Here is a 24,808-nt window from a genome sequence, read left to right on the forward strand (position 1 = left end):
TACCCGCGACCACCCACCCCTGGCAAGCGTAACCGGCAAGCCGTGGTGTTCTGAGGCTCTTCACGTTCGCTGTTCCAATCGACGTAAATGTGAATTGGTGCTATTTGCCTGCCGATACGCGCGAACCGCCGCTACGGAACGAAGATGGGCAAACGGAACCACAACGAGCAGGACCAGGAAGAGTCCCGCCGGATTCTGGAACGGATCGATCAGGAAACCGAGCCGTTCATTCTCCGTGCGACATCGCAGGCGCGCAATCACTTGTCGGCCCGCGAGGCGGAAAATGCGGATTGGACCGAGCTTTGGGGCCGGCGCATCGGCCGCATATCCTCGGTGATTGTCGGAATTGCTCTCCTCGCCTGGCTGGTCGCCTATTTCATGGGCAGCATTTGATGACCGCGCCGGATAGGCCCCGCCACGCCCGGCAAAGCGTAATTGTCATATCGAGCCATGTGGTCCGCGGCTCGGTCGGCAACCGAGCCATCGTGTTCGCACTCGAGACGATGGGGCACGGCATCTGGGCGGTGCCGACCGTCGTGCTTCCATGGCACCCCGGTCACGGGCGCGGCACACGAATCGTGCCTGCGGCGGAAGATTTCGCCGCGCTCATGCGCGACCTCGAATATGCACCGTGGCTCGGCGAGGTTTCGGCGGTGCTGTCGGGTTATCTCGGCGACCCGTCCCAGGCTGACGCGGTAGCCGGGCTCGTGAATAGACTGAAGGAAGAGAACCCCGAGGCGCTCTATCTGTGCGATCCGGTGATGGGCGAGGAAAATGGACTGTACGTCCCCCAGGCTACCGCGTGTGCCATTCGTGACAAGCTCATGCCGCTGGCCGATATCGCGACGCCGAATCGTTACGAGCTCGCCTGGATGGCGGGGAAGGAGTTGGCGACGCTCGACGACGTCAGGCAAGCAGCGGAAAGCGTCCCGCCCGAGACCATGCTGGTCACGTCCGCCCCCGCGGAGGTGCCGGGTGATACTGCCAACCTGCTACTGACCCCGCGATCTGCCTTCCTGGCGCAGCATCGCGCCATTGAAGACCCCTGTAAGGGGCCGGGGGACCTGACGTCCGCGCTGTTCCTGTCCTGGCTCCTGGACGGAGCAGTCCCACGGCACGCGCTTCAGCGCGCGACAGCCGCCGTGTTCGATATACTGGCGCTCGCCGCTGCGAGCGGTGCCGACGAGCTTATGCTGGAACGGGATGCGGAGGTCTTTCACAATCCGGCCACCACAGTTTCCGTCCGCGACCTTTAGAGGTGCAGGCTCCATGCCAAGGCCCCAGCCTTCCAAGCGAAACACTTGCGAAGCGCATCCTTCCCGGCTATTCGCATACTCATGATCCATCTGCCAGACCGGCTTCTTGCCGGATACCGCAATTTCATGAACGGGCGCTACACGACCTTAAGCGAGCGCTATCAAACGCTTGCGCGGGAAGGCCAGTCGCCGGAAGTCATGGTGATCGCCTGCTGCGATTCACGCGCCGCGCCGGAGACGATCTTCGACACCGGTCCGGGCGAACTTTTTGTGGTGCGCAACGTGGCCAATCTCGTGCCGCCCTATGCTCCGGATGAAGGGCACCACGGCACCTCGGCTGCGCTTGAATTCGCCGTTCAGAGCCTGAAGGTCAAGCACATCCTCGTCATGGGTCACGGCCGCTGCGGCGGCATCAATGCGGCGCTCAATCCTTCGACCGAACCGCTCTCGCCCGGCGACTTCATCGGCAAGTGGATGAATCTCCTCGCCCCCGCGGCCGAGTCGCTTTCCGGCAACAGCATGACAGCCTCCGAACGGCAGACCGCCCTGGAGCGCATTTCCATACGCCACCAGGTGGAAAACCTGCGCACCTTCCCCTGCGTCAAGATCCTCGAGGACAAGGGACGGTTAAGCCTCCACGGCGCCTGGTTCGATATCTCGAGCGGCGAGCTGTGGGTCATGGATCCCGAAACCGGCGATTTCGCGCGCCCAGACCCGATTTAGCTTTACAGCTATTTGTATCTATATCTCTGCGCTCTTGCGCCATGCCGGTTCATAATTGTCATGCTAGGGCCTGCGGAGTAGCACGTGCGCCCTCAGGCCGGACTTTCCGGCTCAACGCGGGCCTGTGAGGCAAGCACCGGCTCGGGAAGACGCCGCCATAGGAGCCACGACAGAATCGCCGTGGCGCCCATTGTCGGAACGATCAGGCTCATCGCCACGACGGGATCGCCAATAAGCGCAGCGACCGACCCGCCCAGGAGACCGCCGCTCATTTGCATGAAGCTTGCCAATGACGACGCAGCGCCGGCCATGTGCGGAAACGGAGCGACGGATGCTGTCATCATGGCGGGATTTACGAAGGCGATCCCGAACGCATAGCTTGCCACCGGCCCCATAACGCTGAGGAAACTGAGAGGAAGAACGTTAAGCGTGTAAATGAGCGCCAGACTGCCGATGCCGATAAACGAAAGTCCCACGGGAACGAGTGAAAAAGCGCTGAAGCGGCGCATGAGAAAGCGCACCGAAAGCGAGCCGAGGAAGAACATCCCGGACTGCATCAGCATGCCCACGCCAAACTGGGACGGAGTGAGACCCACCCGCTCCATCAGCAGGAACGGCAAGAGTGTTGCCTGGGTGTAGAGCGCGCCGACACTGCCAGTGACAACCAGCGCTGAAGCCAGAAAGTAGCGGCTTTTGACCAAGGCGCCATAGGATTGCACCAGTCCACGCGGTCGTATTCGCGAAAGGTCGCGCGTTACCGTCTCGTGCATGAAGAAGCGAACGACGAGCGTAAGCATGAAGCCGAACGCCAGCATCAGCAGGAAAATGGCCTGCCAACCGGCGACTTCCATGGTCAGGCCGCCGATTGTCGGCGCCAGCGCCGGGCCGGCTGCGAGAATGATCCCGATCAGGTTCATGACGCGCGCGGAGCGCTCATGCGTAAAGAGGTCGCGCACCAGCGCACGCGATACCGCGACCCCGACCGCGGCACCGAACCCCTGCAGAAAGCGCGCCGCGATCAGCACCTCCACCGTGGGTGCGACCAACGCCAGCAGGCTGGCCGCCGCATAGATCGCCATGAAAACGAAGGTGACCGGCTTGCGCCCGAAGCCATCTGAGAGCGGGCCGCAGAAGAGCTGCGAGACGGCAAAACCCGCGAAGTAGACGGACAGCGTCATCTTCACCGCGGCTTCGGTAGTGCCGAAGGCCTCAACGATCTGCGGCATGGCCGGCGTATAGAGCGCAAGCGAAATGGGCCCGACCGCAACCAGCATCGCGCCGATCAGGCTGACGCGCCGCTCGCTCATGACCGGTGTCGCTTTCGGCCGTTCTATGTTCTCGTGAACGTTCATCGCTCTCGCTTCCGCATGGCCGCAGGCGTGTCACCACCCTGCCACCCTGCATGTCTTGCACTATGTGCCGCGTTGGAGATTGCCGCGGACCTTCTTCAAAAGCTCGCCCAGCAAGGCCCATTCCTCGTCGCTGATTCCGCCGCGCGCCTCGCGCCGGGCGTCGCGTGCGACCCGCGTGATCGACTTCAGCGCTCCGTCTGCCTTTTCCGTCAGTTTCACGAGCTTGGCGCGCCGGTCCGACGGATCGAACGGACGTTCGACGAGGCCGCTGGCCTCGAGCCGGTCGAGATAGGCGCTGAGCGTCATCGGCTCGAGTCCCATACGCTCAGCCAGAACATTCTGGCGCACCTCGCCCGCGCGGGCCGCATGCAGGAGCGCGCGCGCCTCACCGGGCGTAACACCAATGCCCGCAGCGCTGATGCGCCGATCGAGATCGGCTTTTATCAGCCGTGCGAGGTCGGTGACGAGAAATCCGAAGGTTTCGGGATCGATACGAGGATTCATGGGACCCGATGATAAGTAAAGCTTACTATTTCGGGAAACCTAGTCGCCCTCGCCGCGAAGTCAAGTCGCCGCGTTATGCCCGGCCCATCGGGAAAGCCGGGGATGTCAGCAAAAGTTCATAAAAGCGCAGCGTGGCTGAAACAGTCCCGCGCGATGCAGCAGCATCAGGTTCTATGCCATCTCAGGGAGACAGCCATGAACAGAAATGCTCTTACGCGTCGCGCTTTTATCACATCGGCCAGTGCCGCCGGGCTTGTTGCCGGCTCCGGCCTCGCGCTTCCCTTCTACTCGCGCGCCAACACGCGCCCCGCCTTCACGCACGGCGTACAATCGGGCGATGTCGATGCCAGCACGGGCATGATCTGGACCCGGGCGGACCGGCCCTCCCGGGTTTTCTTTGAGGTCTCCACGACCGAGAGCTTTGCCAACGCGCGCCAGCTTCCCTCGCTCGATGCCCTTCCCGACAGTGATTTCGCGGTGAAGCGGCTTTTGACGGACCTGCCTTCCGATCAGGACATCTTCTACCGCATGCGGCTTGCCGATCTTTCCGACATCAACGCCGTTTCTGAGCCGATTGTCGGCCGCTTCAAGACAGCGCCCATGTCGCGGCGCGATATCCGCTTCGCCTGGTCGGGCGATACCGCCGGTCAGGGCTGGGGCATCGATGATGACGGCATGCTCACCTATGCCACCATGGCCCGCCACACGCCCGACTTCTTCCTGCATTCCGGCGATACGATCTATGCCGACGGCCCGATGTCTGAAGAGGTCGACCTTCCCGGCGGGTCCAGATGGATCAACAAGGTGCTGATCGAGGAGAAACGGAAGGTGGCCGAGACGCTGGACGAGTTTCGCGGCCAGTGGAAGTACAACATGATGGACGAACATGTGCGCGCGCTCAACGCGGTTTGCCCGACATTCGTCCAGTGGGACGATCATGAAGTCGTCAACAACTGGTCGTCCTCGAAGGATCTCAGCGAGGATGATCGCTATACCGAAAAATCCGTGCCGCTGTTGCAGGCGCGCGCGGCCCGTGCGTTCCACGAAATGTCGCCGATCCGCTTCACGCCCGCCGAGCCCGGGCGGGTCTATCGCAAGATCGCCTATGGACCGCTTCTCGACGTGTTCTTCCTCGACTTGCGCTCTTATCGCGGGCCGAACGGCGACTCGATGGAAGAGGAACTCTCCGCGGAGGCCCGCATCATGGGCGAGGAGCAGCTTCGCTGGCTCAAGCGGGAACTGGCCAATTCGCAGGCGACCTGGAAAGTGATCGCATCGGACATGCCGGTCGGCCTCGTCGTGCCCGACGGCGATAGGATCGAGGCCATTGCGAACGGCAATGACGGCGGCCCAAAAGGGCGCGAGTTCGAAATCGCCGATCTCCTGCGCTTCATCAAGAACGCCGGCATCGAGAATACAGTCTGGTTCACTGCCGACGTGCACTACACGGCCGCCCATTACTACGATCCCAACAAGGCCGCGTTCCAGGACTTTAACCCGTTCTGGGAGTTCGTCTCCGGGCCTCTCCATGCGGGCACCTTCGGCCCCAACGCGCTCGACGGCACGTTCGGCCCCGAAGTCCGCTACGTCAAGGCGCCGACCGAAGAACAGGGCGCCAACCTGCCGCCGTCCGCGGGGTTGCAGTTCTTCGGTCTGGTCGACATCGACGGCCGAAGCGAGCAGATGACGGTCCGGCTGATGGATCGTGATGACAACGAGCTCTATAAAGTCACGCTTGATCCGGCGCGCACCGCTTGAGAAAGGCTCCTCTGTGGGCGGCCGGTACGAACCGGCCGTTCCACCCATCTCTCCGCAAGACACATTGGATTGCGTGATTTCCTGAAATGTTAGGAGATCGGTTTATTTACGTGCGATTCTCTGGAAAAAATAACCTCGCGCCGTGATAAAGTAGCAGACCGGAATGTCGCCGAGGAAAGCACAATGAGTAAGCAGGCTCGACCGAGAGTCGAAGCGTTTTTCGATGAGAGGACTTTTTCCATCCAGTATGTAGCCGCCGACCCGCAAAGCGGCGAATGCGCGATCATCGATCCCGTGCTGGACTACGATGAGAAATCCGGTGCCACCGCGACCCGCAATGCCGACAGGATCCTGGATTACATTCGGGAGCGGAACCTGAGTGTATCATGGATTCTGGACACCCATCCCCACGCAGACCATTTTTCCGCCGCCGCTTATCTGAAAGAAAAGACGGGTGCGCCCATGGCGATCGGCGAAAAGGTGGTCGCGGTTCAAAAACTCTGGAAGGACATTTACAATTTACCAGATTTTCCGGCGGACGGCTCGCAATGGGACAAGCTCTTTGCCGACGGTGAGCGCTTCTTCATCGGCGAAATGCCGGTAAGCGTGATCTTTTCGCCCGGCCATACGCTTGCATCGATCACTTACGTCATCGGGGATGCCGCTTTCGTTCACGACACGCTTTTCATGCCCGATGGCGGCACGGCGCGCGCGGATTTTCCGGGCGGCGATGCGGCCGCGCTCTGGCAGTCGATCCGGAATATTCTCTCCCTACCCGACGATACCCGTGTGTTCACCGGCCATGATTACCAGCCCGGCGGCCGCGAGCCGCGTTGGGAAAGCACGATTGGAGAACAGCGGTCCGGCAATATCCACCTGACCGGCTGCAAGTCCGAGGAAGCTTTCGTGGAAATGCGCGAGCAACGGGACCGGACGCTGCCGATGCCCAAGCTCATACTCCACGCGCTCCAGGTGAACATGAACGGCGGCCGCCTTCCCCCGCCCGAAGAAAACGGCAAGCGCTATCTCAAGCTCCCGCTGAATGCACTTGATGCGGCCTGGGGCTGATTTCGCAGAGCCCCTTTCCCGAAGGGGCCCGCGTACCCATATGGGTGCAAGCGGCTTGTCCTTTTGCATTGGCGAAAAAACCTGTATGAGCACGGACAAAGTGATGCGGGTTGCGCATCGAGCGTTTCCGCCAATTTTCGAAGAGCAATAATGAAACTCCGTAATATCGCAATTATCGCCCATGTGGACCATGGGAAGACGACCCTTGTCGATGCGCTGCTCAGGCAGTCCGGCTCGGTGCGTGAAAATCAGCGTGTCGACGACCGCGTCATGGACTCCACCGACCTGGAAAAGGAACGGGGGATCACCATTCTCGCCAAGGCGACGTCGGTGGTCTGGAACGATGTCCGCATCAATATCGTCGACACCCCCGGCCACGCCGACTTCGGCGGCGAGGTGGAACGCATTCTCAACATGGTCGATGGAGCGGTGCTCCTGGTCGACGCCGCGGAAGGCCCCATGCCGCAGACCAAGTTCGTAGTCGGCAAGGCCCTCAAGATCGGTCTGAAGCCGATCGTGGCGGTCAACAAGATCGACCGGCCCGATGCGCGTGCCGATGAAGTGATCAACGAGGTCTTCGACCTTTTCGCCGCCATGGACGCGGACGACGAGCAGCTCGATTTCCCGATCCTGTACGGTTCCGGCCGCGATGGCTGGATGAATTACGATCCCGACGGCCCAAAGGACGCTGGTCTCACGCCGCTTTTCGACCTCGTCCTGAAGCATGTGCCTGAGCCGACGGTGGACGAGGGGCCGTTCCGCATGATCGGGACGATCCTCGAAGCCGACCCGTTTCTCGGCCGTATCATCACCGGCCGTGTCACCTCCGGCTCGCTGAAATCGAACCAGACGCTCAAGGTCCTCTCGCGCGACGGCAAGGTGCTGGAACAGGGCCGCGTCTCCAAGATTCTCGCGTTCCGCGGCCTGGAGCGCCAGCCCATCGAGCAAGCTCATGCCGGTGACATTATCGCTATCGCCGGACTTTCCAAGGGAACGGTCGCCGATACCTTCTGCGATCCCTCGGTGGGCGAGCCGATGCCGGCCCAGCCGATTGATCCGCCCACCGTCACCATGAGCTTTCTGGTAAACGATTCGCCGCTGGCCGGCACCGAAGGCGACAAGGTGACGAGCCGCGTCATCCGCGACCGTCTCCTCAAGGAGGCGGAAGGCAATGTCGCGCTGAAGATCGAAGAATCCGCTGACAAGGACTCCTTCCATGTCTCCGGCCGCGGCGAGCTTCAGCTTGCCGTCCTCATTGAAACCATGCGCCGCGAAGGCTTCGAGCTTGCGGTCTCGCGCCCGCGGGTCGTCATGCAGAAGGACGAAAACGGGCAGCTCCTCGAGCCGATCGAGGAGGTGGTCATTGACGTGGACGAGGACCATGCCGGAGCGGTTGTCCAGAAGATGTCCGAGCGCAAGGCGGAAATGGTCGAGCTGAAACCTTCTGGCGGCGACCGTCAGCGGCTCGTCTTCCACGCACCGACGCGCGGCCTGATCGGCTATCAGTCGGAGCTGCTGACCGATACGCGCGGCACCGCCGTCATGAACCGACTGTTTCACGAGTATCAGCCCTACAAGGGCGAGATCAACGGACGCGTCAACGGTGTTCTGATTTCCAACGATTCGGGCGAGGCAGTGGCTTTCGCCCTATGGAACCTCGAAGACCGCGGCCCGATGGTCATCGATCCCGGCGTAAAGGTCTATCAGGGCATGATCATCGGCATTCACTCCCGGGATAATGATCTTGAAGTGAACGTCTTGAAAGGCAAGAAGCTCTCCAACGTGCGCGCCGCCGGCAAGGACGAAGCGGTAAAGTTGACACCGCCCGTTCGCATGACGCTCGAGCGCGCTTTGTCCTGGATTCAGGACGACGAGCTGGTCGAGGTCACGCCGAAATCCATCCGCCTGCGCAAGCTCTACCTCGACCCCCACGAGCGCAAGCGTTTCGAGAAGCAAAGGGCGACCGCCAGCGCCTGACGAGGCAGGCTCATCCTGCTGTTCTTGTTGGCGCGTCTCCTCCGCCTCGCGGCGGTCGGCAACTCCCCCGTCGAGGGGGAGGGGGCGTGTCGCCACCCCCGCTCGTGCCTGTCTTCATCGCGCCCTCCGAGTCTCCGCACCTCAGCATGAGGTGAAGGCATACCTATTCCTTCCCGCGCGGTGGTCCGCCGGGGTTTGTCAAAGATCGGGAAACGGGGCGCGTGGTCCGAGCCTCTCTATTAATGTATGTGGCGCGTTCCACGCGCCCCGCCGGCCGCTGTCCCGCGGTTGGCCGGTCACTCGGGCTTCTCTCTCCTTCCCGGCTGCACCCAATTAGGGGGTGGTCTTGGCCGGGCCGAAGAAGAAACCCTAGCGGCTTCTCCGCGGCTGCCCGACACCGTCTGGAACCCGGTGCCCGGTTTTTCCGGCGATGCTGTCTGTCACCCAGCCCCCCGGCGCCGCCGGCCTGTTGCGGGCCCTCACATGCCTCCAGGTACCGGACCCCTGGAGGGGGAGGCTGCCGCCGCCCTCCCGAACACCCGGTGCGCATCCGGTTCCCGTGAGGGCGATGGGTTGAATGATAAGAGCGGCTGGACGTTGTAGGATAAGATCAGCCGAGAAAAGTTCGAACTTTTTTCTGATACCAAGCGAAAACAAAGGGTTGATCACCTAGAAAAAATTCGTGGGGGCAGATTTTATCCCCGTTTTAGAGCGATACAGCCGCGCCTCTACGCGTTGGCGATCCGCTTGCGCGATAGCATCTCCGAAATACCCTCACTTCGCCATCCTCTGCGGAGCGGATCACCGAGACCCTTCCCGTTTGCCCGTGAGCCGCTATGATCGTCCGGCCAAAACGGATGTCGCTCCATGGAACTTTCGTCTCTGATTATTTTTGCCGGCGCGCTCTTTGTGGCCGCCGGCTCGCCGGGCCCAAGCATCGCCGCCCTCGTAGCGCGCATTGTCGCGCGCGGACTGCGGGATGTGTTTCCATTCTTGCTGGCCATGTGGATCGGTGAGGCTATCTGGCTTTCCTGCGCGATTTTTGGGCTGGCTTTCATAGCGGAGACGTTCCACCTCGTCTTTCTCGCTGTAAAATATCTGGGAGTCGGTTATCTGCTTTATCTGGCCTGGAAGATGTGGGCTGCGCCGGTGTCGGTCGGTCAGGACGTTCTTCCGTCGAGCGACAAAAGTTGGAAGCTTTTCCTCACCGGCATGGCAGTCACACTCGGCAATCCCAAGATCATGATGTTCTACCTGGCTCTCCTGCCGACCATCATCGACCTGTCAGCCGTAAGCCTGCTCGGCTGGGCGGAACTGACCCTCACAATGCTGTCAGTCCTGATTGCCGTGGATCTCGGCTGGGCATTCGCAGCCGCGCAGGCGCGCCGCGTACTCAAAAGCGCCCGCGCAATGCGCATGGCCAACCGGATCAGCGCTTCGTTAATGGCCGGTGCTGCAGCGGCAATCGCCACCCGCAGCTAGAGCCATTCGATCCAGCGCCCGTGATAATCGCAGCGGGCGAGGTCACGTGTCTCCGCTTGTGGCCAAAGCGTCAGCCGGAGTGTGGCAAATGGATCGGCGGTGGCGATGGGCTCCATGCGCAGCCAGGCGACCGGCGCGGAGGCCGGAGTGTTGCCGGCCTCGTCCAGCATGGTTTCTATCCGAGCCCGCGTGGACGCCGGCGTGTATTGCCACATGATGGAGTGAAAGAGGACGAAGACCTCGCTGTCGCTCCGCCGGACAAGCTGTGAACCCACGAAATCGGCGGCATCGGCTTTGTGCAGGCGAAACGGCGTTTCATCCGCAAGGGACAGGGCGGCGTCCAGGCGCTGCAATCTGGCCGGTTGGTCGGGCCAGATGAAACTTTTCAGTTTCAGCCGCTGCTCGGGATCGGAAATCGCGACAGGCGCAATGTCGCTGCCTTCGCGCGAGGCGATATCGAGAAAGCCGCCGAGCGGCGGTACCTTACCGCGAACTTCCGGCTCCATCTTGACCGGTGAAGCTTCGTCACCCCAGCAGGCTTCACCGTAGCGATAGGAAAAGCGGTCGAAGAGGAGATTGAGGCCGGCGCTAGCCCCGATCTCGCGGATCGCCAGCGGCATGCCGGTCTCCTGCCCGACATGAAGAAAACCCGGCAGCAGCATCGCCGAGCGCCCGATCTCGTTGGTCTGGGGCGGTGAATCGAGCGCCTCGCAAATCCAGCCGTCATGACGGGCCAGCGCCGCCGAAAGTGCCTTCCGCACGGTCTCGTCCGACACCTGGTGCGGTGGGTAGGCAGCGGCCAGATCATCATCCTTGCCACTGAGGACCAGCCGGTGAAGAGCACCGCAAAGCCTGAGCGCGAGCGCGTCCTCGCGCGGATCGCCGGGCCAGAGGTTTACGCGCTGCCCCGTCCGGCTGGCAGCCTCCAGAAGCTGCGGCAGCAACCGGCACAGCCGCGCCGTGAAAGGAGAGCCCAGCCGATCGCAAGCCTGCGCCTGCCTGTTGAAGTGCTCCTGCATCATGACGGGTCCTCCATTCGTTGGCGCGGCCGAGAATATCAGGAAGTACCCGCCAGAATCCTTTCAATCCGCGGCTGCAAATCGTTTCGGATGCTTTCCGGCGTGAACGGGCCGACATGCTTATAGCGGATGGCGCCATCGGGACCGACCAAAAAGGTCTCCGGCACGCCGTATACGCCCCATTCTATGGCCGCCCGGCCGTTTCGGTCCACGCCGATTGCGTCATACGGATTTCCGAGATCCCCGAGAAACCGGAGAGCGTTTTGCGGCTGGTCCTTGTAGTTGAGGCCCACGATCCGGATCCGTTCGTCTTCGGCGAGCTGCATCAGGAGCGGATGTTCCTGGCGACAGGGGACGCACCATGACCCCCAGACATTCACCAGCGTGACGTTGCCGCTGAAATCCTCGGGAGAAAGGCCGGGAAGGTTGCTGCCTTCGAGCGGCGGGAGCTCGATCTGCGGGGCGGGCTCGTCGATCAGCGCAGACGGCACGACGGAGCTGTCCCGCCCCGAGACCAGCTGGACCAGAAACACGGCCGAAAGCGCCAAGAAGGCCAGAAGCGGCAACAGGAGCAGAAGCTTGCGCGACCGGGGGGCACGATCTTCCACGGTGCTCATTCACCCCTCCCTGCCGAGCGCCGGCGAAAACCCCGCGCTTCCAGCTCTTCCAGAGCACGCTTTTGCGCGCGCTGGTCCACCAAAATCCACGCCGCCAGCCCGCAAATGGCCAAAGCGGACGCGGCGTAGGCCGCTATGACATAGGCAAGATGGCTCACGAGGCGTTCTCCTGCACTGCGAGTCCGTCCACCGCGCGCGCCGAAACGCGGCGCATCGCCGCGAGCCGTCGGCGCCAGATCTCCGCGCGCATCGCCATCAGATGGAGCGTCAGAAAGAGCAGCGTGAAACCGAGCGCCGAAACCAGCAGCGGCCACAACAGGCTGGGATGGATCGTCGGCCCATCGAGACGCATCACCGATGCCGGCTGGTGGAGCGTGTTCCACCAATCGACTGAAAACTTGATAATCGGGATGTTGATGAACCCGACCAGCGTCAGGATCGCCGCCGCCCGCGCCCCGCGTCCCGGATCGTCCATTGCGCGCGTCAGCGCGATGATCCCGAGATACATCAGGAAAAGCACGAACACCGACGTAAGCCGCGCATCCCAGACCCACCACGTTCCCCACATGGGCTTGCCCCATATCGAGCCCGTAACCAGCGCCAGTGCTGTGAAGGTCGCCCCGATGGGCGCAGCGGCTTTCAGGGAAACATCGGCCAGCGGATGTCGCCAGACCAGCGTGCCGAGAGCGGACGCCGCCATGATCGTGTAGCAGAACATGGAAAGCCACGCGAACGGCACATGGATATACATGATCCGCACGGTGATGCCCTGCTGGTAGTCCTCAGGTGCTGTAAAGCCCATGAATAGCCCCAGCGCGATGATGAGGACCGCCGCGCTGCCGAGCCAGGGCAGAACGCGGCCCGTAAACGCGAGGAAACGCGTCGGATTGGCAAGCGCGGTCACGCGCGCTGTCGCTCGGCTGCTCTCACTCATGACACTGTAAATAGAGCGCTCTTCGCTCCTCCGCAATTGACCGTGTTTGCCGCAGGCAATTGCCTGAACGGATTGTGATCGCCGCAGCCGGTGTTTCCGGCTGATCGCGAGTACTGGAGTGATGATATATCACAGATATATCATACCTTCATTCTCACCCCAATGCGCTAGTCATCCGCCGAGCGAAGCGCCAGTGCCGCCGCCGCCGGCCCGAGGACAGCAAAGAAAAGTGCCAGTGCCGCCAGAATGAGAAAGGGCGGCAGGAAAGGATCGTTCTCGACCACCGCGGCACGGCCGGCAGCCACTCCGAATATGAGCACCGGGATCGTCAGGGGCAGAACGAGCACCGAAATAAGCAGGCCGCCGCGCGGCAGCGCGACCACCAGCGCGGCCCCGACAGCGCCGATGAAGGTGATGGCCGGCGTTCCGGCAAGCAATGTTAGCGTCGTCACGGCAATCCCCTCCGCCGGCATATTCATGAACATGCCGAGCAGCGGAGCGACGATCACCAGCGGCAGGACGCTGACGGTCCAGTGGGCAAGACATTTGACGAAGACCGTCACGGCCAGCATGTGCCGGGTATCGGAAATCAACAGGAGATCGAGCGAACCGTCCTCCCGATCCGCCTGAAACAGCCGTTCCAGGCCGAGAAGGCTCGAAAGCAGCGCGCCAAGCCAGAGGACCGCCGGGCCGATTCGCGCCAGGAGATCGAGGTCGGGGCCCACCCCGAAAGGAATGACCGCTATGACTGCGAGAAAGAAGAGAACACCCGTCATCGCCCCGCTGCCGGTGCGCAATCCCAGCGTCAGGTCTCGGTGGTAAAGCGCGAGCATCAGGCCGAGGCCGCCATGCTGATCTCCCGCGCTCCCTCAAGGCCAAGGGGAAGATGGGTCGCGGCCACGATGAAACCGCCCTCGCCAAGGTGCGCGCGCATAAGCTCTTGCAGTCGCATACCGGAAGAGCGGTCCAGACCCGCCGTCGGCTCGTCGAGCAGCCAGACGGGACGGTAGGAAACGAGGAGCCGGGCAATGGCGCTGCGCCGCTTCTGACCGCTGGAAAGATAGCCGAAAGGGATGTGGCCTATCCCGTCGAGCCCGACCGATTCGAGCGCCTTGAGCGGCGAGGTAAGCGCATTACCCAGAAATTTTTGCCAGAAGACAAGGTTCTCCTCGACGCTCAATGCAGGCTTCATGGCATTGAGATGTCCGAGATAATGGGAGGCGGCCCCGAGATTCGGCCACGCCTCACCACCGTTTCTGAACAAGACACTTCCATCCGCCGGCTGAAGCAATCCCGCCAGGATGCGCAGAAGCGTTGATTTGCCGGATCCATTGGGGCCGGTGACCAACAGCGCCTCGCCCGGCGCCAAAGAGAAGGAGACTTCAGAAAAGATGACTTCTCCGCCGCGCTCGCCGGCCAGGCCCTTTACGGCGAGTTCTGTGGCTTCCGGTACTTGGGGCAAATTATTATCCCTGAAATATGCAATGCAGCCATTTCGGCAAACTCACTATGGAACTCTTCTACGAAAATCACTATACCGCGGACAACCATGCCAGCGGTCGGCGTGGAAAACATTGTGCCGATACTCGCGCGCGCCGCCTTGAACGGCCGACGCAGGGAAGCGGACAAGCGGAAGTGATCGCACCCGCACCTAAGCGCCTGTCGCCTCAGGAGTCCGTTCCCGTTTTCGGTTGAACAGACAGGATAGGATCGCTCGTGACGACTTCTCTCGACAGCTATAAATGCCGCAAAACCCTGAAAGTGGGGGATAAGGACTACACCTATTTCGACCTGAAGGAAGCGGAAAACAACGGACTTGCCGGCGTTTCCCGGCTGCCCTTCTCCATGAAGGTTCTTCTGGAAAACCTTTTGCGCAAGGAAGACGGGCGCTCGATTACGAAGGAAAGCATTCAAGCGGTCGCCGCATGGCTCGAAGATCGCGGTAGCGCCGGAGTCGAAATCGCCTATTCGCCAGCGCGCGTGCTGATGCAGGATTTCACCGGCGTTCCGGCCGTCGTCGATCTCGCCGCGATGCGCGATGCAATGGCCGCGCTGGGCGGCAACCCGCAGAAGATCAACCCGCTCGTGCCAGTCGATCTCGTCATTGACCACTCAGTCATCGTCGACGAATTCGGCTCGCCCAAGGCCTTCAAGCGCAATGTGGAACTGGAATACGAGCGCAATGGCGAACGCTACCGCTTCCTGAAATGGGGTCAGCAGGCGTTTGAAAATTTCCGCGTCGTGCCGCCCGGCACGGGCATCTGTCACCAGGTGAACCTGGAATATCTGGGCCAGGTTGTCTGGTCGAAGGACGAGGATGGCGAGACTGTTGCCTATCCGGACACCTGCGTGGGGACTGATTCGCACACGACCATGATCAACGGCCTCGGCGTGCTTGCCTGGGGCGTCGGCGGCATCGAAGCCGAGGCCGCCATGCTCGGCCAGCCGATCTCAATGCTTTTGCCGGAAGTCATCGGCTTCAAGATGACCGGCAAGCTCAAGGAAGGCGTGACCGCGACCGACCTCGTGCTCACCGTCACCCAGATGCTGCGCCAGAGAGGCGTTGTCGGTAAGTTCGTCGAGTTCTTCGGCCCGGGCCTGAATTCGATGACGCTCGCCGACCGGGCGACTATCGGCAACATGGCACCGGAATACGGCGCCACCTGCGGCTTCTTCCCAGTCGACAGCGAGACCATCAACTATCTGCGCACGACCGGCCGCAGCGAGGAACGTATCGCGCTCGTCGAAGCCTATGCCAAGGAGCAGGGCATGTGGCGCGAGGCGGATGGCCCGGATCCGGTTTTCACCGACATGCTGGAACTCGATCTCGGCGACGTCGTGCCCTCCATGGCCGGGCCGAAGCGCCCCGAGGGCCGCATCGCGCTGGGTGACATTGCCACCGGGTTCCAGGACGCGCTGGAGAAAGAATACAAGAAGACGGGCGGCACCTCGAAACGCTACCCCGTCGAGGGCGAGGATTACGACCTTGGCCACGGGGATGTGGCGATCGCGGCCATCACGTCGTGCACCAACACCTCGAATCCGAGCGTGCTGATTGCCGCCGGACTCCTGGCACGCAACGCCAATCGTCTGGGCCTCAAGCAGAAGCCATGGGTCAAGACCTCGCTGGCGCCCGGCAGCCAGGTCGTCGCTCAATATCTGGAGAACGCCGGCCTTCAGAAGGAGCTCGACCAACTCGGCTTCAACCTGGTCGGTTTCGGCTGCACGACCTGCATCGGCAACTCCGGCCCGCTGCCGGAGCCGATCGCCAAGGTGGTCAACGACAAGGACCTGATCGTTGCCTCGGTGCTTTCGGGCAACCGCAACTTCGAGGGCCGCGTTTCACCCGACGTACAGGCGAATTATCTCGCTTCGCCGCCGCTGGTCGTTGCTTATGCGCTGGCCGGGTCGGTGACGAAGGATCTGACCAGTGAGCCCCTCGGCGAGGACAAGGACGGCAAGCCCGTATATCTGAAGGACGTCTGGCCCTCCAATCAGGAAGTGCAGAAGTTCATCGAGGAGAACGTCACGCGCAAGCTCTTCGCCTCCAAATACGCGGATGTCTTCAAGGGCGACGAGCTGTGGCGGGAAGTCAAAGCTCCCAGCGGCCAGACCTATTCCTGGGATTCGGAATCGACCTATGTTCAGGATCCGCCCTACTTCGAAGGCATGAAGCCGCGGCCGCAGCCCGGTGGCGACATCAAAGGCGCGCGCATCCTGGGCCTGTTCGGCGACAAGATCACGACGGATCACATTTCGCCGGCAGGAGGCATCAAGGCCCAATCGCCGGCCGGCAAGTATCTCATGGATCACGGCGTCGGTGTGGCGGACTTCAACCAGTACGGCACGCGGCGCGGTAATCATGAGGTGATGATGCGCGGCACCTTCGCCAATATCCGTATCCGCAACCACATGCTGGGTGAAAACGGCACGGTGGGTGGCTATACGATCCACTATCCTTCCAAGGAGGAGATGTCGATCTACGACGCCGCCATGAAGTACAAGCAGGAAAACGTGCCGCTGGTCATCTTCGCCGGCGCGGAATACGGCAACGGCTCCTCGCGCGACTGGGCGGCCAAGGGCACAAACCTGCTTGGCGTACGCGCCGTTATCGCTCAATCCTTTGAGCGCATCCACCGCTCCAATCTCGTCGGCATGGGCGTCATCCCCTTTGTCTTCGCCGAAGAGACGAGCTGGCGGGAATTGGGTCTCACGGGCGAGGAAACAGTGACGATCGAAGGGCTCGACAACATCAAGCCCCGCGTCACCCTGACGGCGAAGATCACCTATTCCGATGGCACGGTGAAAGACGTTCCCGTACTTTGCCGGATCGATACGGTCGATGAGCTGGAATATTTCAGGAACGGCGGCATCCTGCAGTATGTGCTGCGCGATCTTGTCGCCTGAACCTGGCCTTATCGAATCCTCAGACCGCCGGCTGTGCCGGCGGTCTCTTTATACCCCGCGGGGCTTGTTTCACCGCAATGTGACTTTCCCTTGAGACGAGACAGCCGCTAGGTTGCCATCTCGATTAACGCAATGTTTCGGACGGGCCGAGAGCGGAAGTAAAATGATAAGAAGCCGAAAGGGCTTTTGCGCCCTGAAAGGTTACCAATGGCTGCTGTTTGGCATGCTTCTGGTGGCGCCGCCGTTCTCACCCGATGCATTCGCCGAGGAGGGAAAAACTGCCGGCGTGGTGGAGTTGTTCACCAGCCAGGGCTGCAGCCGATGCCCGCCCGCCGACGAAATTCTTTCCGAACTAGCTGAGCGCAAGGACATGGTGGTCCTGGCCTATCACGTCAGCTACTGGGACTATCTCGGCTGGAAGGATGAATTCGCCACGCCTGAGAACACGGCGCGGCAACGCGACTATGAGAACGTCTTAAACACCTCGGTCTATACGCCGCAGGCCGTAATAAACGGCGGTTTCAGCGAAGTGGGCTCCGACCGCGAGGCCTTGCTTTCATTGCTCGAAACGCATGCTCCGCTGCCGGTCGACGTCGAACTGTCATACAAGGAAAAAAGCCTCGTCATCGATGTAGGCAGCTCTTCGACCGTGGAACCGGCTGCGGACACGCATGTCGTTCTGGTCTATTACCGCCCCCGACAGGCCGTGGCGATTCGCGAAGGCGAGAATGCGGGGCGGGAGATCGTCTATCGCAACATCGTAACGGACTTCCAGACCGTCGGGATGTGGCACGGTGAGCCGCTGCGGCTCGAGCTGCCGATGTCCCAGGTAAAGAAGAAGGGTGGCGGTTGCGCCGTCCTGCTCCAGAGCGTTGGAGAGCCGGGAAATCCCGGCCCCATCCTCGGGGCGGCAAACCGGGAAGTCGAGACGCGTTAGCCGCCTTCACTGCAATTCGACACCGGCCTGCTTCATTTTCTCCATCATCGCATTCAGCGAGCCGTTGAGATCGATTCCGCGGCACGCGTCGAGCAGAACACGCGCCCCAAACCCCTGCTTGCGTGCATCGAGCGCGGAGTAGGCAACGCAGAAATCGGTCGCAAGGCCGGCGAATGCCACCCGGTCGATTCCACGCTCCCGCAGATAGCCGGTAAGCCCGGTGCGCGTTTCGTGGTCGTTCTCGAAGAAGGCCGAGTAACTGTCGATGTCGGCGCGAAAACCCTTTCTAACGACCAGCTCGGCGGGGGTCCAATCCAGATCCTTGTGGAAGGCGGCGCCGAATGTCCCCTGCACGCAATGATCCGGCCACAGAACCTGATCGCCATAGGGCATCTCCACGATCTCGAATGGATTTTTCCCCTGGTGGCGGGAGGCGAAGCTCGAATGTCCGGCAGGATGCCAGTCCTGGGTCAAAAGCACATGGTCGAACCCGGTGATCAGATCGTTGATGATCGGCACGACCTCGTCCCCGTTTTCCACCGCAAGCGCACCGCCTGGGCAAAAATCATTCTGAACATCGATAACGATGAGCGCTTCGGCTGGCATACTGTTTCTCCGATCCTCGGTGCCGTCGGTTGGGCGGGATATACAGGAAGGTGGAACGAACAGCACGGCTTGGCAACCCGTTCGCGACGGAGACCGGACCGCATCGACAGATATATCCGCGTTCATGGAAATATACTTGCAACGCCGGATCGGGTCGGGCTAGCTGACGAAAGAGGACAACGTCGCACACGAGGGAAAGCCATGACCGCCACTATCTACCACAATCCGAAGTGCGGCACCTCGCGCAATGTGCTCGCCATCCTCCGCCAGGCGGGAGAGGAGCCGGAGGTGATCGAGTATCTCAAAAACCCGCCCAGCCGGGAAAAGCTTGTGGCGCTGCTTGCGGCCATGGACACGACACCGCGCGATCTCCTGCGCCGCAAGGGAACGCCCTATGACGAACTAGGTCTGGGCGATCCCAAATGGAGCGACGACGAAATCGTCGGTTTCATGCTCGAACATCCGATTCTCATTAACCGGCCGATCGTCGAGACACCGCGCGGGACGAAGCTCTGCCGCCCCTCCGAAACGGTTCTGGAGCTCTTGCCGGAGGGAGCAGTTGAATCCTTCCGCAAGGAGGACGGAACAAAGGTACGCTAATCCGACTCGGGAGGGTCTTGTTTCTCGTGGGTTTATCGCCCTATCGTTCTTTTGAACCTCTATTTCAGCGGGAGCCGACATGGCCGGGACAATCGTCATTGCACAGGGCGGCGGCCCAACCGCCGTGATCAACCAGACGGTCGCCGGTACGGCTCTGGAGGCCCGTAACCGCTACCCGGGCGCGCGCGTGCTCGGCGCGCTGCACGGGGTGCGCGGCCTGCGCGAAGGGCGATTCGTAGATCTTTCCGACATACCGGAAGAAAAACTGCGCGCCATCGCCGCGACCCCGAGCGCCGCACTTGGCAGCACCCGCGACAAACCGGACGAGGCCTATTGCGACGCGATCTTGAAGGCGCTGCAGGACGTGTCCGCCGATGCCTTTATCTATATCGGCGGGAATGACACGGCCGGCACCCAGGCCATTCTTTCGGACGCCTCCGCCGGCAGAATCGCCTGCATCCATGCTCCCAAAACGATCGACAACGATCTTGTCGAGAACGATCACACGCCGGGGTTCATATCGGCCGGATTGTTCGTCGCGAGCGCCTTCCAAAGCATCGACCTGGATTTTCGGGCCTTGCCCGGCATCTATGTGGGAATTGTCATGGGCCGCCATGCCGGCTTTCTCACCGCCGCGTCAACCGCATGGGCTCTGGACCAAGACAGTGGGCCGCATCTGGTCTATGCGCCGGAGCGGCCGTTCGAACGCGCGCGTTTCGTCGAAGACGTCCGTTCCGTGTTCGACCGGCACGGACGCTGCATCGTGTCCATGTCCGAGGGAGTCGTCGGCCCGGACGGCCGTTCGCTGGTTGAAACCATCGTGCCCGAGCACATGCAGGAGCGTGACCAGCACGGCAATATCCGCCTTTCGGGCACGGATCTCGGCCAGGCGATCGAAAACGTGCTGGCGAACGATCTCCCCGGCAGGCGTGCCCGCGTGGATACGTTTGGCTATCTGCCGCGCGGAAACATCGCCACCATCGATGACACGGACGCAAAGGAGGCCTTCGAGGCGGGCGCGTTTGCCGTCGAAATGCTTGAGGAAGGAAGCGGCTCGGTTGCGCTCCAATATGATGGCGAAGGGACTGTTTTCCGGCGCGTACCGCTGTCGGACGTTGCGGGCAAGACCCGGCACATGCCTGCAGAATTCCTGCGCAACGAAGAAAATCACGTGTCCGATGCGTGCCGCGCCTATCTGCAAAGGCTTTTGCCGCGGCGCTATCCTGTCGCCAGACCCTTCGTGTAGAGCTCCGGACGCACGCCCTTAGCCGAATTCGGCTATGACGGGAACGTGGTCGGAGGGGCGCTCCCAGCCGCGCGCCTCGCGAAGCACCTCCACCCGGGACAATGCCGGGACGAGGTCGTCCGACGACCAGATATGGTCGAGCCGGCGCCCGCGGTCGGGAATGTTCCAATCCTTTGCCCGATAGCTCCACCAGGAAAAGAGCTTTTCCTCCGGCGGGATGTGCTGGCGCACCAGATCAACCCAGCCGCCCTTGCCGCGAACGCCTTCAAGCCCATCGGTCTCCACCGGGGTATGGCTGACCACGTTGAGAAGCTGCTTGTGCGACCAGACATCCGTGGCCAGCGGCGCGACGTTCAAATCACCGACCAGAAGTGAGGCGTCCTTGACGTCGCCGACGGAGCGCACATCATGCATTTCCTTCAGGAAGTCCAGTTTGTGCCGGAATTTCGGATTGACCTCTGGGTCCGGCTCGTCGCCGCCAGCGGGCACATAGAAATTGTGCAGGAGGATGCGCTGCCCGTTGAGTGCTACCGCTGTCGAAACGTGACGGCAGTCCGCCTTGGAGCAGAAATCGCGTTTCTCCACCAGGGTCATGGGCCGGCGTGAGACCGTCGCCACCCCGTGATAACCCTTCTGGCCGTTCATCGCGATATGCTCATATCCCAGCTTCCGGAACGCCGCCGAGGGAAACTGGTCATCCGGGCATTTGGTCTCCTGCAGACACAAGACGTCCGGTTGGTATTCCTCGAGAAAACGGCGCACCAGAGGCAGGCGCAGGCGAACGGAATTGATATTCCAGGTGGCGACTTTCAAAGGCATTGGGCACGATCCGGCTTCTAGGGCAGAAGCCGGAATAGCTTGCGGCGAGGAGGCGTGCAAGGGTGCCGCAGGCCGGGATTTCGGAAGCGCCTATCGAGCGTCGCGATTCAACGAATTGATGCGACGATGATCGATCTGAAACACGCTCGGGTCGAACGTAACGCCCTGCCGGACGCCGTCGACCATCACGGTCGTATCCCGCCCCTGCGCATCGGTAATCGTCCACTGGCGCAGGTCATAGCTGTCCGCATCGAACATCATGGTGATGGTCGAACTGCCGAAGGCCTGACGGTTTGCCAACGCGATCGTGATGAGGTCTTCCTCTTCCTGCACGCTCTGCACCGTGTTTGCGGAAAGATCGATTCGCTCGTCCAGAAGAAGCTTCAACGGCGTCTGGGAAAGCGGATAGACGTCGGCCGTGTTGAGCTTCCTGTTCTCAACAACCACGGACGTACCGTCCGACATCACACGAAGACCGGTCGAGCGATCGTAGTCGAAGCGGATCTTGCCGGGACGCTCGAGATAGAACGTTCCGCCCGTTTGTTCGCCGCGCGGGCCGAACTGCACGAAGTCGCCGGTCATGGTGCGTACATTCGAGAAATGGTTGGCGATGTTTTGCACCACTTCCGATGCGGCATGCGCACTGCCCGCCGCCATAACGGCCAGCGCGAAGGCGAGTGCAAACATCACGGAATTGGCGGTTCTGAAACCGACGGTTTTCATCATGAGCTACGTTCTCCGAACTCTTTCAGCCCAACAGATAGGGCACCAGCAGGGCCAAAGTTAGACGGCCGCCCGACATGAATCCCCCCATCGGAAAAATTTCACGCCTCATCCTGTTCCGTCGGAACGAGGATTTCACGTTTGCCGGCGTGGTTGGCCGGACCGACGATCCCTTCCTGCTCCATGCGTTCGATGATGGAGGCGGCGCGGTTATAGCCGATACCGAGCCGGCGCTGGATGTAGCTGGTCGACGCCTTGCCGTCTCGCAGAACGACCGCAACCGCCTGGTCGTACGGATCATCCGATTCGGAGAGATTGCTCACGGAACCGCCATCCCCCGAGTCGCCATCGCCATCGTCTTCCAGCACCTCGTCGAGATAGTCCGGCACACCCTGGGCCTTTAGGTGCTCGACGATCTGTTCGACCTCTCCATCCGAGACGAACGCGCCGTGCACGCGCTGTACGCGGCCGCCGCCGGGCATATAGAGCATGTCACCCATGCCCAGGAGCTGTTCCGCCCCCTGCTCGCCGAGAATGGTGCGGCTGTCGATCTTCGACGTGACCTGGAAGGAAATGCGCGTGGGGAAGTTGGCCTTGATCGTGCCGGTGATCACATCCACGGACGGTCGCTGTGTCGCCATGATAACGTGAATGCCGGCGGCGCGCGCCATCTGCGCCAGGCGCTGCACCGCGCCTTCGATGTCCTTTCCGGCCACCATCATCAGGTCGGCCATTTCATCGATGATGACGACGATGAAGGGCATCGGCTCGAGTTCGAGTTCCTCCGTCTCGTAGATCGCCTCGCCCGTCTGGCGGTCGAAGCCGGTCTGCACGGTACGGGTGATTGGCTCACCCTTTTTCTTCGCCGCATTGACGCGCTGATTAAATCCTTCGACGTTGCGCACGCCGACCTTGGACATCTTGCGGTAGCGGTCTTCCATCTCCCGCACGGTCCATTTCAGCGCTACCACCGCCTTCTTCGGATCCGTGACGACGGGCGTGAGAAGATGCGGAATCCCCTCATAAACGGACAGCTCCAGCATTTTCGGGTCGATCATGATCACCCGGCACTGCTCCGGCGTCATGCGGTAGAGCAGCGACAGGATCATGGTATTGATGGCAACCGATTTACCCGACCCGGTCGTGCCGGCAACAAGCAGGTGCGGCATCTTCGCAAGATCGGCGATCACGGACCCGCCATTGATGGTCTTTCCGAGGGTGAGCGCCAGCCGGGACTTGGTGGTCTCGAACTCGCGGCTGGCAAGCAGCTCACGCAGGAAAACCGTCTCGCGCGTCAAATTGGGAAGTTCGATCCCGATCGCGTTGCGGCCGGGGACCACCGCCACACGCGCGGCGATCGCGCTCATGGAGCGGGCGATATCGTCGGCCAGTCCGATAACGCGGGAAGACTTGATACCCGGGGCGGGCTCCAGTTCATAAAGGGTGACGACCGGACCGGGGCGTACGTGAATGATCTCGCCCTTGACCCCGAAATCCTGCAGCACGCCTTCAAGAAGCCGGGCATTCTGCTCCAGCGCATCTTTGGCGAGACTGGGGTCCCGGCCGGTCGCTTTCGGCTCGGACAAAAGGTGAAGCGACGGCAGCTTGAACTCGCCCGAATCAAGAAAGGACGGCTGCGCTTCCCGCCGCACCCGGGTTCCGGGCGCAGGTCGGGGTGCCGGATTTTCGACACGTGCGGCCGGGTCTGCTGGCGGAGACGCGGCCGGCGGGGCCGTTTGCAGCGGCTGCTGCGGCGAGTAAACCTCACCGAGAGTATCGATGCCTAAGCCATCTTCGCGGAAGTCCGGCTCGATGCGCTCCGCGGTCTCCTCCGACGATACCGGCGGCTGAGGCATTGGAATGTCGAGTTCCTCCGGAAGCTCGCTGTTCTTTACACCAAAGTGCCGGCGCCAATAGGAACGCGCGGAAAGCCACCAATGCGCCAGCACACCGATGGCTACGAAGCCTTCGTTCTCCCCCGAATCCTCGAAATCATCATAGGGCGCGTCAAACGCTTCCGACTCGTTCTCGTGTGAATCCGCAGCCTCCGGCGTCCGCCCGATTGCACCTGCGCCATAGAGCGTCAGCGCAATGGCAGGCCCTATGAGAAGGGCGCCCACCAGGATTCCGAACCATCCTTGCGGGTAGCTGCCGCTGACCACCGCTGGCGCGGCCAGCAGCATGTCGCCGAACACGCCGCCCAAGCCGGTCGGCAGAGGCCATGTTTGCGGCGGCGTAACGCAACCCGCCACACCGGCTGCCAGCACAGCGCCTGTAAACCACGCGGCCAGACGGCGCAGCGGATGGTCGATCGCGCGCGCAGCGAGCAAAAAGAAGCCCCAGAAAACAGCCGGTACGAGCCCGGCCACGGCCGCAAGCCCGAAGAACTGCATCGCTATGTCGGAATAAACCGCGCCGGGATAGCCCATCGCGTTCGTTACGGGGTTGTCGGTCGCGTAGCTGAAGCTCGGATCGGCAACATTCCAGGTCCCCAGACTTGCCAGACAGAACGCCGCAAGCACCAGCGTGGCAAGCCCCACGCCACGCCAGACCTGTCGTCGCAGAAAGACCTGCGCACCAAACCCATCATCATAAAATGCAATCGCGGAAGACCCGGAACTCATACGCTTTTCCCCGTCCATCGGTCACGAAATAGGCGTGCCTGAGAGCGCCCTGGACGCTGCCGACCCTAGCGGCACATGGTTAAGGCGGCATTAACCATGGCCGGGCTGTGTGCGTTTTCGCGGAGAGAAGGCCAAAAAAAAAGGCCCGGATTTCTC

The 24,808-nt window shown here is 61.7% G+C and carries 23 protein-coding genes; 11 read left to right on the plus strand and 12 right to left on the minus strand.

Going from position 1 to position 24,808, the window contains the following annotated elements; genetic code table 11:
- The first annotated feature begins 144 nt into the window (after nt 1-144).
- The 3 genes from LY631_RS01575 to LY631_RS01585 all read left to right on the plus strand — a co-directional run bounded on the left by LY631_RS01575 (nt 145) and on the right by LY631_RS01585 (nt 1,979).
- Nucleotides 145-393, plus strand: a complete 249-nt coding sequence (locus LY631_RS01575) for a hypothetical protein (protein WP_274423352.1) — start codon at nt 145-147, stop codon at nt 391-393.
- Nucleotides 393-1,256, plus strand: coding sequence for a pyridoxal kinase PdxY (gene pdxY / locus LY631_RS01580; protein WP_274423353.1), 864 nt, complete (start codon nt 393-395; stop codon nt 1,254-1,256). Before LY631_RS01575 ends, pdxY begins: the two co-directional genes overlap by 1 nt.
- Nucleotides 1,257-1,337: 81 nt before the next feature.
- Entirely contained in the window at nt 1,338-1,979 is a 642-nt protein-coding gene (locus LY631_RS01585; RefSeq protein ID WP_274423354.1) for a carbonic anhydrase, read from the plus strand.
- Nucleotides 1,980-2,071: 92 nt separating this feature from the next.
- Here LY631_RS01585 and LY631_RS01590 read toward each other — a convergent pair whose 3' ends face one another.
- Together LY631_RS01590 and LY631_RS01595 are read right to left on the minus strand one after the other, a co-directional pair.
- Entirely contained in the window at nt 2,072-3,331 is a 1,260-nt protein-coding gene (locus tag LY631_RS01590) for a multidrug effflux MFS transporter (protein WP_274423355.1), read from the minus strand.
- 60 nt (nt 3,332-3,391) lie between these two features.
- Nucleotides 3,392-3,835: a MarR family winged helix-turn-helix transcriptional regulator gene (locus LY631_RS01595; RefSeq protein WP_274423356.1), complete on the minus strand. Its 444-nt coding sequence runs from the start codon at nt 3,833-3,835 to the stop codon at nt 3,392-3,394.
- Nucleotides 3,836-4,030: 195 nt separating this feature from the next.
- Between LY631_RS01595 and LY631_RS01600 the strand changes: the two genes are divergently transcribed.
- The 4 genes from LY631_RS01600 to LY631_RS01615 all read left to right on the plus strand — a co-directional run bounded on the left by LY631_RS01600 (nt 4,031) and on the right by LY631_RS01615 (nt 10,120).
- Nucleotides 4,031-5,593, plus strand: coding sequence for an alkaline phosphatase D family protein (locus LY631_RS01600; protein ID WP_274423357.1), 1,563 nt, complete (start codon nt 4,031-4,033; stop codon nt 5,591-5,593).
- Nucleotides 5,594-5,776: 183 nt separating this feature from the next.
- Nucleotides 5,777-6,661, plus strand: coding sequence for an MBL fold metallo-hydrolase (locus LY631_RS01605; protein ID WP_274423358.1), 885 nt, complete (start codon nt 5,777-5,779; stop codon nt 6,659-6,661).
- A gap of 150 nt (nt 6,662-6,811) precedes the next feature.
- Complete coding sequence (gene typA / locus LY631_RS01610; RefSeq protein ID WP_274423359.1) at nt 6,812-8,638, plus strand: translational GTPase TypA; 1,827 nt, start codon at nt 6,812-6,814, stop codon at nt 8,636-8,638.
- Between the two features lie 867 nt (nt 8,639-9,505).
- On the plus strand, nt 9,506-10,120 hold the full coding sequence (locus LY631_RS01615) for a LysE family translocator (RefSeq protein WP_274423360.1): 615 nt from the start codon (nt 9,506-9,508) through the stop codon (nt 10,118-10,120).
- Here the strand turns inward: LY631_RS01615 and LY631_RS01620 are convergent.
- The 6 genes from LY631_RS01620 to ccmA all read right to left on the minus strand — a co-directional run bounded on the left by LY631_RS01620 (nt 10,117) and on the right by ccmA (nt 14,152).
- Nucleotides 10,117-11,142 (minus strand): DUF2332 domain-containing protein, encoded by a 1,026-nt coding sequence (locus LY631_RS01620; protein ID WP_274423361.1) that lies wholly within the window; start codon nt 11,140-11,142, stop codon nt 10,117-10,119. The two genes, LY631_RS01615 and LY631_RS01620, sit on opposite strands and share 4 nt — an antisense overlap.
- 35 nt (nt 11,143-11,177) lie before the next feature.
- Nucleotides 11,178-11,756 (minus strand): DsbE family thiol:disulfide interchange protein, encoded by a 579-nt coding sequence (locus LY631_RS01625; protein ID WP_274423362.1) that lies wholly within the window; start codon nt 11,754-11,756, stop codon nt 11,178-11,180.
- Nucleotides 11,753-11,914: a heme exporter protein CcmD gene (gene ccmD, locus LY631_RS01630; protein WP_274423363.1), complete on the minus strand. Its 162-nt coding sequence runs from the start codon at nt 11,912-11,914 to the stop codon at nt 11,753-11,755. Before ccmD ends, LY631_RS01625 begins: the two co-directional genes overlap by 4 nt.
- Nucleotides 11,911-12,690, minus strand: coding sequence for a heme ABC transporter permease (locus tag LY631_RS01635; protein WP_274423364.1), 780 nt, complete (start codon nt 12,688-12,690; stop codon nt 11,911-11,913). Before LY631_RS01635 ends, ccmD begins: the two co-directional genes overlap by 4 nt.
- Before the next feature lie 167 nt (nt 12,691-12,857).
- Entirely contained in the window at nt 12,858-13,523 is a 666-nt protein-coding gene (ccmB, locus tag LY631_RS01640) for a heme exporter protein CcmB (RefSeq protein ID WP_274423365.1), read from the minus strand.
- On the minus strand, nt 13,523-14,152 hold the full coding sequence (gene ccmA / locus LY631_RS01645) for a heme ABC exporter ATP-binding protein CcmA (RefSeq protein WP_274423366.1): 630 nt from the start codon (nt 14,150-14,152) through the stop codon (nt 13,523-13,525). The genes ccmB and ccmA overlap by 1 nt, the downstream gene beginning before the upstream one ends.
- Before the next feature lie 254 nt (nt 14,153-14,406).
- On the opposite strand from ccmA, the gene acnA reads away from it, so the two are divergent.
- On the plus strand, nt 14,407-17,097 hold the full coding sequence (gene acnA, locus LY631_RS01650) for an aconitate hydratase AcnA (protein WP_274423367.1): 2,691 nt from the start codon (nt 14,407-14,409) through the stop codon (nt 17,095-17,097).
- A 163-nt stretch (nt 17,098-17,260) separates the two neighbouring features.
- On the plus strand, nt 17,261-18,034 hold the full coding sequence (locus tag LY631_RS01655; RefSeq protein ID WP_274423368.1) for a DUF1223 domain-containing protein: 774 nt from the start codon (nt 17,261-17,263) through the stop codon (nt 18,032-18,034).
- A gap of 6 nt (nt 18,035-18,040) precedes the next feature.
- Here the strand turns inward: LY631_RS01655 and pncA are convergent, their stop codons facing one another.
- Nucleotides 18,041-18,640, minus strand: a complete 600-nt coding sequence (pncA, locus tag LY631_RS01660; protein WP_274423369.1) for a bifunctional nicotinamidase/pyrazinamidase — start codon at nt 18,638-18,640, stop codon at nt 18,041-18,043.
- 201 nt (nt 18,641-18,841) lie between these two features.
- Between pncA and arsC the strand changes: the two genes are divergently transcribed.
- Together arsC and LY631_RS01670 are read left to right on the plus strand one after the other, a co-directional pair.
- On the plus strand, nt 18,842-19,240 hold the full coding sequence (gene arsC / locus LY631_RS01665) for an arsenate reductase (glutaredoxin) (RefSeq protein ID WP_274423370.1): 399 nt from the start codon (nt 18,842-18,844) through the stop codon (nt 19,238-19,240).
- Nucleotides 19,241-19,319: 79 nt separating this feature from the next.
- A complete protein-coding gene (locus LY631_RS01670) occupies nt 19,320-20,486 on the plus strand; it encodes a diphosphate--fructose-6-phosphate 1-phosphotransferase (protein ID WP_274423371.1) in 1,167 nt (388 codons plus the stop codon).
- Between the two features lie 18 nt (nt 20,487-20,504).
- Here the strand turns inward: LY631_RS01670 and LY631_RS01675 are convergent, their stop codons facing one another.
- The 3 genes from LY631_RS01675 to LY631_RS01685 all read right to left on the minus strand — a co-directional run bounded on the left by LY631_RS01675 (nt 20,505) and on the right by LY631_RS01685 (nt 24,652).
- Nucleotides 20,505-21,305 (minus strand): exodeoxyribonuclease III, encoded by an 801-nt coding sequence (locus LY631_RS01675; protein ID WP_274423372.1) that lies wholly within the window; start codon nt 21,303-21,305, stop codon nt 20,505-20,507.
- Nucleotides 21,306-21,395: 90 nt separating this feature from the next.
- Complete coding sequence (locus tag LY631_RS01680; RefSeq protein WP_274423373.1) at nt 21,396-22,031, minus strand: outer membrane lipoprotein carrier protein LolA; 636 nt, start codon at nt 22,029-22,031, stop codon at nt 21,396-21,398.
- A 98-nt stretch (nt 22,032-22,129) separates the two neighbouring features.
- Complete coding sequence (locus LY631_RS01685; protein WP_274423374.1) at nt 22,130-24,652, minus strand: DNA translocase FtsK; 2,523 nt, start codon at nt 24,650-24,652, stop codon at nt 22,130-22,132.
- Nucleotides 24,653-24,808: the final 156 nt, after the last annotated feature.

This window comes from Chelativorans sp. YIM 93263 (assembly GCF_028767125.1).
Taxonomy (GTDB): domain Bacteria; phylum Pseudomonadota; class Alphaproteobacteria; order Rhizobiales; family Rhizobiaceae; genus Chelativorans.